The organism is Amycolatopsis sp. NPDC088138 (assembly GCF_044741685.1).
Taxonomy (GTDB): domain Bacteria; phylum Actinomycetota; class Actinomycetes; order Mycobacteriales; family Pseudonocardiaceae; genus Amycolatopsis.
Genome location: NZ_JBIUTB010000002.1, coordinates 615,317 through 627,394 on the forward strand (window position 1 = coordinate 615,317; position 12,078 = coordinate 627,394).

The 12,078-nt window shown below is 71.0% G+C and carries 12 protein-coding genes; 6 read left to right on the top strand and 6 right to left on the bottom strand.

The annotated features are described in order from the left end of the window. Window positions 1-19 precede the first annotated feature (19 nt). On the bottom strand, window positions 20-1,570 hold the full coding sequence (locus ACIOD2_RS10390; protein ID WP_400536501.1) for a PucR family transcriptional regulator: 1,551 nt from the start codon (window positions 1,568-1,570) through the stop codon (window positions 20-22). 50 nt (window positions 1,571-1,620) lie between these two features. Here ACIOD2_RS10390 and ACIOD2_RS10395 point away from each other — a divergent pair, with 50 nt between their 5' ends. Beyond that, a complete protein-coding gene (locus ACIOD2_RS10395; protein WP_400536502.1) occupies window positions 1,621-2,241 on the top strand; it encodes a class I SAM-dependent methyltransferase in 621 nt (206 codons plus the stop codon). On the opposite strand, the gene rdmE is transcribed toward ACIOD2_RS10395, so the two are convergent. Continuing rightward, a complete protein-coding gene (gene rdmE / locus ACIOD2_RS10400) occupies window positions 2,238-3,761 on the bottom strand; it encodes an aklavinone 12-hydroxylase RdmE (protein ID WP_400536503.1) in 1,524 nt (507 codons plus the stop codon). The genes ACIOD2_RS10395 and rdmE overlap by 4 nt on opposite strands. A 191-nt stretch (window positions 3,762-3,952) precedes the next feature. Between rdmE and ACIOD2_RS10405 the strand changes: the two genes are divergently transcribed. Together ACIOD2_RS10405 and ACIOD2_RS10410 are read left to right on the top strand one after the other, a co-directional pair. Beyond that, a complete protein-coding gene (locus ACIOD2_RS10405) occupies window positions 3,953-5,263 on the top strand; it encodes a bifunctional o-acetylhomoserine/o-acetylserine sulfhydrylase (protein ID WP_400536504.1) in 1,311 nt (436 codons plus the stop codon). Continuing rightward, on the top strand, window positions 5,260-6,375 hold the full coding sequence (locus tag ACIOD2_RS10410; RefSeq protein WP_400536505.1) for a homoserine O-acetyltransferase: 1,116 nt from the start codon (window positions 5,260-5,262) through the stop codon (window positions 6,373-6,375). Before ACIOD2_RS10405 ends, ACIOD2_RS10410 begins: the two co-directional genes overlap by 4 nt. Here ACIOD2_RS10410 and ACIOD2_RS10415 read toward each other — a convergent pair. Beyond that, window positions 6,326-6,583: a hypothetical protein gene (locus ACIOD2_RS10415; RefSeq protein WP_400536506.1), complete on the bottom strand. Its 258-nt coding sequence runs from the start codon at window positions 6,581-6,583 to the stop codon at window positions 6,326-6,328. The two genes, ACIOD2_RS10410 and ACIOD2_RS10415, sit on opposite strands and share 50 nt — an antisense overlap. A 14-nt stretch (window positions 6,584-6,597) precedes the next feature. After that, window positions 6,598-7,476, bottom strand: coding sequence for a diiron oxygenase (locus tag ACIOD2_RS10420; RefSeq protein ID WP_400536507.1), 879 nt, complete (start codon window positions 7,474-7,476; stop codon window positions 6,598-6,600). Between the two features lie 80 nt (window positions 7,477-7,556). On the opposite strand from ACIOD2_RS10420, the gene ACIOD2_RS10425 reads away from it, so the two are divergent. After that, window positions 7,557-8,183 carry a TetR/AcrR family transcriptional regulator gene (locus tag ACIOD2_RS10425; protein ID WP_400536508.1) on the top strand — a complete coding sequence of 209 codons (627 nt, stop codon included), beginning with the start codon at window positions 7,557-7,559 and terminating at the stop codon, window positions 8,181-8,183. A gap of 7 nt (window positions 8,184-8,190) precedes the next feature. On the opposite strand, the gene ACIOD2_RS10430 is transcribed toward ACIOD2_RS10425, so the two are convergent. After that, complete coding sequence (locus ACIOD2_RS10430; protein ID WP_400536509.1) at window positions 8,191-8,688, bottom strand: hypothetical protein; 498 nt, start codon at window positions 8,686-8,688, stop codon at window positions 8,191-8,193. A 46-nt stretch (window positions 8,689-8,734) separates the two neighbouring features. Continuing rightward, a complete protein-coding gene (locus ACIOD2_RS10435; RefSeq protein WP_400536510.1) occupies window positions 8,735-9,325 on the bottom strand; it encodes a TetR/AcrR family transcriptional regulator in 591 nt (196 codons plus the stop codon). Between the two features lie 188 nt (window positions 9,326-9,513). Between ACIOD2_RS10435 and ACIOD2_RS10440 the strand changes: the two genes are divergently transcribed. After that, a complete protein-coding gene (locus tag ACIOD2_RS10440) occupies window positions 9,514-10,326 on the top strand; it encodes an SGNH/GDSL hydrolase family protein (protein ID WP_400536511.1) in 813 nt (270 codons plus the stop codon). A gap of 138 nt (window positions 10,327-10,464) precedes the next feature. Next, complete coding sequence (locus ACIOD2_RS10445) at window positions 10,465-12,078, top strand: carboxyl transferase domain-containing protein (protein WP_400536512.1); 1,614 nt, start codon at window positions 10,465-10,467, stop codon at window positions 12,076-12,078.

Sequence of the window (12,078 nt, forward strand, 5' to 3'; positions counted from 1 at the left end):
GTGCATAAGCCAGAACGGCTCAGCTCCAGCGCAACGCCACGAGCTGGGTGATCAGCGCGAGCCGGACGTCGGGGTCGTCGAGGTCCAGCGGGACCAGCTCCAGCAGCTTCCGCATCCGGTAGCGCAGGGTGTTGGGGTGGATCCGCAGCTCCCGGGCCGCCGCCCGCGGGTCGCCGGGGTGCCGCAGCCACTCGTAGAGCGTGTCGGCGTAGTCGGCCTTGCTGGTCTCGTCGTGCGCGCGCAACGCGCCGAGCGGGCCGAGTTCCGCGACCTTCGCCGCGGCCGCCGCCGTCGCCCCGCGGTGCAGGGCCAGCGACGTCCAGGCCTCGTCGAAGGTGATCACGCGCTCGTCGAGGATCTCCGCGCGCAGCAGGCCGAGGGCTTCGTCGGCCTGGGCGCGCGACAGCGAGAGGTCGCCGATCTCGCCGGGGGAGCCCGCGGCCGCCCGGAGGGTGCCGCCGCGCTTGGACGCCGGCTGCGTCACCAGGGCTTCGCGCAGTTCGGCCCAGCCGCGGTCGGGGACCACGGCGTACAGCAGCCCGCCCAGCTCGGTCGCCACCGGACGGCGGCCGATGCCCTGGGAAAGCCGTTCCAGCAACGCGAGCCGCAGGCCTTCGGCGTCCCGGCCGTCGCCGCCGGTGACCTCGATGACGACCACGCGGTGCGGCTCGTCGGACAGGTCCAGCTCCGCCATCGCCTTGCGCGGGTTGGCCCGGCCTTCGAGCACACCGCGCAGCAGCTCGGCGGACGCGCGGCGCTGCGCGTCCGTGTACGCCCGCCGCCGCAGCAGGTGCAGCGCGACGACCGGGGCGGCGTCGGCGAAGGCGGCCGCGCGCTCGTCGGACACCGGCCCGGCGACCACCGCCCACATCGAGCCGAGCAGCTCGCCGCCCATCCGGATCGGCACGATCAGCCGCGGCAGGGTGCCGTCGCGCTGGGCGGGCACGAAGATCGTCTGCCGCCCGCGCGACAGCTCGCGGAAGACGCCGCGCGAGCGGAACCGCGCGAGGACGTCGTCCGGGATGCGGCGGCCCATGATCGTGGCGACGCGCGCGGGGTCGGTGAGGTCCTGGCGGGCGGAGTAGGCGAGCACGCGCGAGTTGGTGTCCTCGATGGTCACCGGAGCGTCCACAACGGACGCGACGGCGTCGGCCAGCCGGAAGAGATCGCCGGAGCCGGTGTCGTTCTCGAGGTTCTCGGACTCGTCGGCGAGCGCGTCGAGGACGGTACGCAGCAGCCACACGAGCTGCGCCCACGACGTCGCGGCGTGCACCTGGATCAGCGCGATCCCGGCGGCCTTGGCGGCCCGTTTCACGGACGTCTTCCCCGCGACGGGCGGCTTGAGCAGCACCGCGGCGGCGCCCTGCCCGGCGCTCTGTTTCACCAGCTCGGCGGCGTCTTCGGGCCCGGTCGTCGCGACGCCGAGCACGAGGTCGCCGGCGGAGAGGGTGACGGCCCCGCCGGGCTCGGCGATCACGACGTCGGCGACGGCGGGCGAGTCGTCGGGCACCTGGAGCGCGTGGAGCAGCGTCGGCCCCACCCGGTCGACCACGCTGCGCACCGACACCACGGCGTCATTCTCGCCGAAAACGGATCGCCCGGCTCGCTAGGGTCGGAAGGGTGAGCGAACCCCGGGAGATCGTCGAAACCGGCTACGACAGCTCGGCGGAGCGCTACCTCGCGTGGAGCGCGCGGATCGCCGACGACTCGCGGCTGCGGTTCTTGGCCGAGCTGACCGACCGGCTGGACGACGGCGCCGCGGTGCTCGACCTCGGCTGCGGCGCGGGGGTGCCGTGCACGGCGCTGCTCGCCGAACGCCACGACGTTGTCGGCGTCGACCTCTCCGCGGCGCAGCTCGATCTCGCCCGGCGGAACGTCCCCGGCGCGCGGTTCGAGAAGGCCGACATGGCGGAGGTGTCGTTCCCGGACGAGAGCTTCGACGCCGTGACCGCGTTCTACTCGGTGCTGCACGTGCCCCGCGAAGAGCAGGGCGACCTCTTCACGCGCATCGCCGGCTGGCTCCGGCCCGGCGGCTGGTTCCTGGCCGCGCTGGGCTGCAGCGAGGCGAACGGCGTCGAGGCGGACTGGCTCGGCACGCCGATGTTCTTCAGCTCCCACGACGTGGCGGAGAACCGGCGGCTCCTCGAAGCCGCCGGTTTCACGCTGGTCGTCGACGAGCCGGTGACGATGCACGAGCCGGAAGGCCCGGCGACCTTCCACTGGGTGCTCGGACGGCGTTAACGCGACAGAACCGCGTCCAGGACCCGGCGAAGCTCGCCCGCCGCGTCCGCCACCGTCTCCTTCGCGCGCCACGCGACGATGCCGTCCGGCCGCACCAGAGAAGCGCCCCCGGCGGAAAGGCCGTACCTCGCCGCGAACTCCTCGCCCTCGATGGCGTGGCAGTCGACGTCGGCGGCGGACGCCCAGGACGAGCTGTCACCGGCGCACAGCAGCACCCACGAGTGACCCAGAAAGTCCACTGTGGACGCCATCCCGGGCGCGCGGAACCCGGGCCGTCCGGTCGGCGCGTGGACGTCCTCGACCCGTGACCCGTCGTCTGGCTCCTCGGTGAGCACCGCCGTCGAGCGGTAGCGGAAGCCGAGGACGGCGGAGAGGGGGTCCTCGGCCGGGGTGAGCCCGGAGACGTCCAGGTCGGGGTGCATGCGCTGCTTGAGGTTGTGCAGCGACATGTCGACAATCATCCGGGCGATCGGCTTCCGCTCGGCCTCGTAGGTGTCCAGCAGTGCTTCGCCCGCGTCGCCGCGAAGGACCGCGGCGAGCTTCCACGCGATGTCCGCGCCGTCGCCGACCGCGGTGTTGCCGCCCTGCCCGCCCGACGGCGGTGTCACCTTCGCCGCGTCGCCGGCCAGGAAGACGCGCCCGGACCGGAACCGCTCCGCGATCCGCGCGGCGATCTCCCACGAGCCGGTCCAGACGATCTTCGGGTCCAGTTCGGGCAGGTCGGTGGCGGTGCGGATCATCGCGACCAGCCGGTCGTGGCCGAAGTCGTCCGGGCTTTCGCCGCGTTCCGGGTGGTAGTCCGGGGCGAAGACGTACCGGCCGGCGACGTCGGTGTTCGACAGCCCGGCCGTGAACTCCGGGTGCCGCAGGTAGAACAGGTCGGTCACGCCCGCCTTGACGCGGTCGCCGAGGTCGGCGTCGAACACCACGCCGAGGCAGTGGCTGAGCCCGTCCAGCCCCTCGGTCGGAATGCCCAGCAGCTGCCGGATCCCGCTGCGCCCGCCGTCGGCCGCGACGACGTAGTCCGCGCGCACCACCGTCTCCTCGCCGGAGTCGCGGTGCCGCAGCGTCGCGGTGACGCCGTCGTCGTCCTGCACCAACCCGGTCAGCTCGGTCCGGAACCGGACGCGCGCGCCCGCCTTCTCGGCGGCGGCCAGCATGATCGGCTCGACGACCTCCTGCCCGGCCATGCCGTGCGGCATCGTGGTCGTGGCCGAGACGTCGAACTCGCTGCCGTCTTCGGCGAGCCGGTGGAAGACCTGCCCGGCCAGGCTGGTCGCGACGGTGATCCGCAGGCCCTGCGACGCTCTCGGGCTCGCGTTCAGCACGTCGTCGTCGATGCCCGCCCAGTGGAACAGCTCCATCGTCCGCCAGTTCTGCCCGGCGGCCCGCGAGTGGACCGACGTTCCGGCGTGCCGCTCGACGGTCAGCACGTCCACTCCGTCCTGCGCCAGGAACATCGACGCCGACAACCCGCTCAGCCCGGCCCCCACGACCAGCACCTGTATCCGTTCCACCATGACTCCCTCGGTTGAAGTACCCCTGTGGAAAGTATCTTAGAGACTGAGAGATTTGGTTTGCAAGGCAGTTTCCGGCGGCCACCCCGCGTACCGTGTCTCCCAGGACGTGGGAACGGTTGGGTACTCCGTTCGGCCCAAGTAGCTTCGGACGAGCAGCCCTCCAGAACACCCTTGAGCCGCAAGGAGAACCGATGAGCGCGGACGACACCTCGGCGTGGTCCTTCGAGACCAGGCAGATCCACGCGGGCGCCGCGCCGGATCCGGCGACCGGTGCCCGGGCAACACCGATCTACCAGACGACGTCGTACGTCTTCCGCGACAGCCAGCACGGCGCCGACCTGTTCAGCCTCGCCGAGCCGGGCAACATCTACACGCGGATCATGAACCCGACCCAGGACGTCCTGGAGCAGCGGCTCGCGTCGCTCGAAGGCGGCGTCGCGGCGCTGGCGTTCGCCTCCGGCTCGGCCGCCACCACGGCGGCGATCCTCAACCTGGCCAACGCCGGTGACCACTTCGTCTCCAGCCCGTCGCTCTACGGCGGCACGTACAACCTCTTCCACTACACGCTGCCGAAGCTGGGCATCGAGGTCTCGTTCGTCGAAGACCAGGACGACCTGGAGCAGTGGCGCGCGGCCGTCCGCCCGAACACCAAGCTGTTCTTCGCCGAGACGCTGGCCAACCCGGGCAGCAACGTCCTCGACATCCGGGGCGTCGCCGACGTCGCGCACGAGGTCGGCGTGCCGCTGGTCGTCGACAACACCGTGCCGACGCCGTTCCTGCTGCGCCCGATCGAGCACGGCGCCGACGTCGTCGTCCACTCGGCGACGAAGTACCTCGGCGGCCACGGCACCACGGTGGCCGGCGTGCTCGTCGACGCGGGCACGTTCGACTTCGGCAAGGACCCGGCGAAGTTCCCGGGCTTCAACGAGCCGGACCCGAGCTACCACGGCCTCAAGTACTGGGAGGCCCTCGGCCCGGGCGCGTACGCGGCCAAGGCGCGCGTCCAGATCCTGCGCGACACCGGCGCGGCGATCTCGCCGCTGAACAGTTTCCTGATCCTGCAGGGCATCGAGACGCTGTCGCTGCGCATCGAGCGGCACGTCTCGAACGCGCAGGCGCTCGCCGAGTGGCTCGAGCAGCGCGACGAGGTCGAGAAGGTCTACTACGCCGGCCTGCCGTCGAGCCCGTTCCACTCTGCGGCGCAGAAGTACCTGCCGCGCGGCGCGGGCGCGGTGCTGTCGTTCGACCTGCGCGGTGGCGTGGAGGCGGGCCGCAAGTTCGTCGACGGCACCGAGCTGCACAGCCAGCTGGTGAACATCGGCGACGTCCGCAGCCTGATCGTGCACCCGGCGTCGACCACGCACAGCCAGCTTTCGCCGGAGGAGCAGCTCGCCAGCGGCGTGACGCCGGGCCTGGTCCGGCTCGCCGTCGGGCTGGAAGGCATCGAGGACCTCAAGGCCGACCTGGAGGCCGGATTCCGGGCGGCCAAGGCGGATCTGTGACGGCTGAGCCCGTCACCGGGGCCTGGCGGATCGGTGATCCGCCAGGCCGCCGGAAGTTCGTCACCGGCCCCGAGCTCGCGCTCGAGGCCGGTGGTGTGCTGCCCGGCTACACCCTGGCGTACGAGACGTGGGGGACGCTCAACTCCGACGCGTCCAACGCGGTCCTCGTCGAGCACGCGCTGACCGGCGACAGCCACGCCGCCGGCCCGGCCGAGCCGGGGCACCCCAGCGCGGGCTGGTGGGACGGGCTGATCGGGCCCGGGAAAGCCTTGGACACCACGGAGTTCTTCGTGGTGGTGCCGAACGTGCTCGGCGGCTGCCAGGGGTCGACCGGGCCGTCGTCACCCGATCCGGACGGGACGCCGTGGGGCAGCCGCTTCCCGGTCGTGACGGTCCGGGACCAGGTCACGACCGAGGCCGTGCTGGCCGACGCGCTCAGGATTTCGCGCTGGGCCGCCGTGGTCGGCGGGTCGATGGGCGGGATGCGCGCGCTGGAGTGGGCGGTTTCGCTGCCTTCACGCGTGGCGTCGGTGCTGGTGCTGGCGTCGACGGCGCGCGCGTCGGCCGAGCAGATCGCCTGGGCGGCCCCGCAGCTGCACGCGATCCGCAGCGACCCGGACTTCCACGGTGGTGACTACTACTCGGCGCCGGCGGGGCCGTACCGCGGTCTCGGCATCGCGCGGCGGATCGCGCACGTGACCTACCGCAGCGAGCCGGAGCTGGCCGAGCGGTTCGGCCGGTCGTACCAGGGTGACGAGGATCCGTTGCGGGGCGGGCGGTTCGCCGTAGAGTCCTATTTGGACCACCACGCCGAGAAGCTGGCCGGCCGGTTCGACGCGAACAGCTACCTGGTGCTGACGGAGTCGATGAACACCCACGACGTCGGCCGCGACCGCGGCGGGGTCGCGGCGGCGCTGGGCCGGGTGTCGGCTCGCGCGGTGATCGGCGGCGTCGACAGCGACCGGCTCTATCCGCTGTACCAGTCGGCCGAAATCGCGGCCGGGATCTCCGGGGGCCTGGAACCCGCGGTGGTGTCGTCGCCGTACGGCCACGACTCGTTCCTCATCGAGACCGGCCAGATCGCGGCCCTCGTGAAGGCGCTGCTGGGCTAGCGACCCGTTCTCCCAGCCGTACCAGGCGTTCCGCCACCCGGCGGGACGCGCCCGCCGCGACGTCGCCGAGGCGTTCCGCCGCCTTGTCGGACAGCTTCGCCACCCGCCAGGCGACGTCGTCGGCGCGCTCGCCCGCTTCGTCGCCGACGGTGCTGATGCGGTCCGCGAGACGGCCGGTGCCGTGCGCGAGCAGGTCCCTGATAGCCATGACTTCCCCTCGTTTCAGAGCATTCCGGCACGGCGCCAGAGCGCGACGCTCGGCCCGCCGATCAGGTTGTTGTCCCGCAGGAACCGCACGAGCTTACGGGCGCCGAAGGCGAGCGTCTCCCGCCGGTGCACGCTCGAGCGCGCGGCCGCGACGGCCGCCGCCGGGTCGATCCCGGCGCGCTGGTACTGCCTGGGCCGGGACAGCAGCCGCGACATCAGCAGCGCGCCCACGGCGACCACGATTCGCGTGAACTCCTTGCGCCACCAGGGCGCGTGCTCCAGTTCGCGGACCAGGTCGTCCCGTGCGTACCGGACGTGCCGGGCCTCTTCGGTGACGTGGATCCGCATCACCGCGCGCACGACCGGCTGCACCGACTCGTCGTCGAGGTGCTCGCGCTGCAGCGCGTCGAAGATCTCCTCGCCGATCAGGGTCGCCACCCACATCGCGGGCCCGTGCAGGATCGACGGCAGCGCCTGCGCCGAGAGCTGCAGCCAGCGGTTGTTGCGGTACGGCCGGCCGCCGACGCGCTCGATCAGCGTCGCGAACATCGTGGAGTGCCGGCATTCGTCGGCGATCTCGGTCAGCGCGTAGTGCACGTGACGGGTGGTCGGGTCCTGCCGGTAGGACGCACGCAGCAGCATCTGCATCAGGATGATCTCGAACCAGATGCCGACGCTGACGGTGTTGACCAGCTCCTGCCGCGACAGCTCGATCCGCTGCTCGCGCGTCAGCGTGTCCCACAACGGCGTGCCGTAGAGCGAAACCAGCCGCTCCGGGATGAAGAACTGGTCCTCGTTCAGCGGCGCGGCCCAGTGGACGTCGACGTCCGGGTCGTAGGAGAGCCGGGCGCTCGACCTGAGCAACCGTTCCGCCGTGGCTTCGCGATCCGCCATTCCGCGCCTCCCTGTGTCATGCAACACTAGAACGCATGAAACATTTTCCGTCAAGTTGTAAAGGCGCCTAGGGTCGACGCATGCGCAACCTCCTGCAGCACGCGCTCGACACCGAGCTGCCCGGTGACGAGACGTCCGAACGGATCATGGGCGCGGCCCTGACCCAGGCCGAGGACTTCGGGCTGCGCCGGTTCACCGTGGACGACGTCGCGCGCCGCGTCGGGCTGTCGCGGGTGACGATCTACCGGTACTTCCCGAAGAAGGACCAGCTGCTCAACGCGCTGATCCTGCGGGAGATGAAGCGGTTCCTGACGAAGGTCGACGCCGTCGTCGACGCCCAGGACTCCCCGGAGGAGAAGCTCATCGAGGGGTTGAGCTTCTCCCTGGGGTACCTGCGCGGACACCGGCTGCTCACCCGCCTGCTGCGCACGGAACCCGAGCTGATCCTGCCGCACCTGACCGTCCAGGCCGGCGGCCTCTTCGCGGCCGCGCGGGCGCGGATCGCGGCGCACTTCCGCGCGGAGATCGCCGCGGGGCGCCTGAGCCTGCCGGACGAGGACATCGACGGCATGGCCGAGCTGCTGATCCGGATCGTGGTGTCGCTGGTGCTCACGCCGGAGACGGTGCTCCCGGTGGACGACGACGTCGAACGCCGTCGCGTCGCGGAGCTGTACCTGACCCCGATCGTGCGATCCCTGCGGCCTTGAGGCGGTCCTAGTCCGAGACGGCTTCCGAGATCCAGGGCGCCACCGGCAGGTCGCGGTCCAGGCACTCCACCGACAGCCGGATCGTCCAGCGCAGAGCCTGCAGGACCAGGCTGTCGACCTCGTCCGGCGCCGCGTTGGCGAGCGCGATCTCGACCTGCTCCTGCGCCGCCGCCGTGTTGCCGTGCACCTCGGCGAGCAGCGTCCGCACCGCGGTGCGGACCGGCGGGTCGGCCTGGTCGATCGACACCTCTTCGCCGTCCTCGTCGAAGACCTGGACCTTGACCGGCGCGCTGCCGCCGTCCCCGAGCGTGGAGACCATCGCGCTGCATTCGCCGAACAGCAGCAGCATCAGCGCCTTGGTCTCGTCCGCGCGGGCCTCCGGTTCGGCGGCCGTCGGAGCGACCTCGACGAGGGCCTCGGCGTCGTCGCCGACGCTCAGCGCGGTCAACGCGCGCTGGGCCTTCTCGACGAGCCGCTCGTTCCAGTCCGGGTCCACGTGCCCCATCAAACACCAGCGACGGCGCTCGTGGGGATACCTTGATCCGGGTCGGTCATCCGGCCGCGCGCAGAGCACCCAACGCGAGCCGGGAGAGCAGTTCGGCGAGTTCGCCGTCACCGAGATGGCGGTTGTACGGGGTCGAGTTGATCAGTCCGAACACGGCGTGTGCCGCCGACCGCGCCTGCCGTTCGCCCAGCTCCGGCATGGCTTCGCGGATCGCTTGCACCCACACCTCGACGTACTGGCGCTGCAGCGCGCGCACCTGCTTGCGGTCGGCGTCGGTGAGGTTCGCGAGGTTGCGCTCCTGGACGGTGATCAGCGCCGGGTGGTTGAGCGCGAAGCCGACGTGGAACGCGACGAGCCCGGCCAGCGTGTCGTCCGGCGTGCCGGGCCTGCCCGCCCACGTGGTGCCGCCGTCGAGCAGGTAGCGGCTGATCGAGTTCAGCATCTCGCCGAGGATCGCGTCCTTGCTCCGGAAGTGCCGGTAGAGCGCCGGGCCGGAGATGCCGACCGCGGCGCCGATGTCGTCGATGCCGACGCCGTGGAAGCCGTGGTGGGCGAACAGCTCGGCGGCCGCGGCCAGGATCTGTTCGCGTCTGTTCGCCTTCTCGCCGTTCACGAGTGGCGTCGGGTTCGCGGCCATCCGGCCATATTAGGGGCGACAGGTTAGCGAGCGCTAACAAGCACGTCCGGGGTAACGGTTAGTGAACGTTAACCGCTCGCCCGTCTTAAGTCGTGGGCCAAGAGAGTTACTTGCTGGTAATCGCTCTTCCTTGTGAGGCTTTCACCTGGTGTGCTTTTCAGGTCGGTTCTGTCACAAAGGAGTGGCCCATGGGGGTTCCGATCCGCCTGTCCCGGCGATTCTTCCTGCGCTCGATCACGGCTCTCGGGGCCGTCGTCCTGTCCACTCTCGGTGTCACGGGCCTCGCCCAGGCCGCCGGGACCGTCTACGCGGCGGTCGGTGATTCCTACTCCTCGGGAGTCGGCGCCGGCAGCTACGGCAGCTCCGGGAGCTGTTACCGCAGCTCCAACGCCTACCCGCAGCTGTGGGCCAACGCGCACAGCGGCACGTCGCTCACCTTCCTGGCCTGTTCCGGCGCCCGGACGGGTGACGTCATCAGCCAGGCCAACTCCATCCCCTCCAATGCGACCCTGGTCACGGTCACCGTGGGCGGCAACGACGCCGGCTTCAGCGACGTGATCCAGACCTGCACCCTCGGCAGCGACGCGGACTGCACCAACCGCGTCAACACCGCGAAGACCTACGTCAACAACACGCTCCCGGCGCTGCTGACGAACACCTACAACGCGATCAAGGCCAAGGCGCCGGGCGCACGCCTCGTCGTCCTGTCCTACCCGCGCTTCTACACCGTGCCCGGCTCCTGCTGGGTCGGGCTGAGCGACACCAAGCGCACGGCGATCAACTCCGGGGCCGACACCCTGGCGTCGGTCATCCAGTCACGCGCGGCGTCGGCCGGTGCGACGTTCGTCGACGTCCGGTCGGCATTCGTCGGGCACAACATCTGCTCCTCGGCCGGCGACTACCTGCACAGCCTCACGTGGCCGGTCATCGAGTCCTACCACCCGACCGTGGCCGGCCAGTCCGGCGGCTACTACGCCCCGCTGCGGGCGGCCATCGGCTGAACCCGGTCCCCTCCGGTCCGTGAAGGCCATCCCGGTGCGTCCGGGGTGGCCTTCACGGCATTCCGGCGACTGGACAGCCAGGTTAGCGGTCGCTAACATCGGCTCGGAGGTTAACGACCGCTAACTTCGAGGGAGCCCATGGACACGCCGGCACTGGGGACTTCTGCTGCCCCGGACAGCGAGGCCTACGCCCGCAATGCGACATCGCACGCGGAGCTGGTCGAGGACCTCCGCAAACGTTTGGCGAGCACCCGGCTCGGCGGGCCGGAGAAGTCGCGCGTCCGGCACGTCGAGCGCGGCAAGCTGCTCCCGCGCGACCGCGTCGACACCCTGCTGGACCCGGGTTCGCCGTTCCTCGAGCTGTCGCCGCTGGCCGCGACCGGACTCTACGACGACGAAGCGCCGGCCGCAGGCATCATCACCGGGATCGGGCGCGTCTCCGGGCGCGAGTGCGTGGTCGTCGCGAACGACGCCACCGTCAAGGGCGGCACGTACTACCCGATGACGGTGAAGAAGCACCTGCGCGCCCAGGAGGTCGCGCTGCACAACAACCTGCCGTGCGTCTACCTGGTGGACTCCGGTGGCGCGTTCCTGCCCAGGCAGGACGAGGTCTTCCCGGATCGTGAACACTTCGGCCGGATCTTCTACAACCAGGCGACGATGTCCGCGCGCGGCATCCCGCAGATCGCCGCGGTGCTCGGCTCCTGCACCGCCGGCGGTGCGTACGTCCCGGCGATGAGCGACGAGGCCGTGATCGTCCGGAACCAGGGCACGATCTTCCTCGGCGGCCCGCCGCTGGTGAAGGCCGCGACCGGCGAGGTCGTCACGGCGGAGGAGCTGGGCGGCGGCGACGTCCACTCGCGCCAGTCCGGCGTCACCGACCACCTGGCCGACGACGACGCCCACGCCTTGCGGATCGTCCGCTCGATCGTCTCGACGCTCGGGCCGCGCACGCCGCGCCCGTGGGACGTCCTGCCGACCGAGGCGCCGGCCGTCGACCCGGCCGAGCTGTACGGCGTCGTGCCGACCGACCCGCGCACGCCGTACGACGTGCGCGAGGTGATCGCGCGGATCGTCGACGGCAGCCGGTTCGGCGAGTTCAAGAAGGAGTACGGCTCGACGCTGGTCACCGGGTTCGCCCGGATCCACGGCCACCCCGTCGGCATCGTCGCGAACAACGGCGTCCTGTTCGCCGAGTCCGCGATGAAAGGCGCGCACTTCATCGAGCTGTGCGACAAGCGCTCGATCCCGCTGCTGTTCCTGCAGAACATCACCGGCTTCATGGTCGGCAAGGCGTACGAGGCCGGCGGCATCGCCAAGCACGGCGCGAAGATGGTCACCGCGGTGGCCTGCGCGCGGGTGCCGAAGTTAACGGTCGTTATCGGCGGCTCGTTCGGTGCCGGCAACTACTCGATGTGCGGCCGGGCGTACTCGCCGCGGTTCCTGTGGATGTGGCCGAACGCGCGGATCTCGGTGATGGGCGGCGAGCAGGCGGCGTCGGTGCTCTCGACGGTCCGCCGCGACTCGATCGAGGCACGCGGCGGCGAATGGTCCACGGCGGACGAAGAGTCGTTCAAGGACCCGATCCGCGAACAGTACGAGGCGCAGGGCAGCCCGTACTACTCCACCGCGCGGCTGTGGGACGACGGCGTCATCGACCCGGCCGACACCCGCACGGTGCTCGGCCTCGCGCTCTCGACCGCGGCGAACGCACCTTTGTCCGATGTCAACTACGGCGTCTTCCGGATGTGA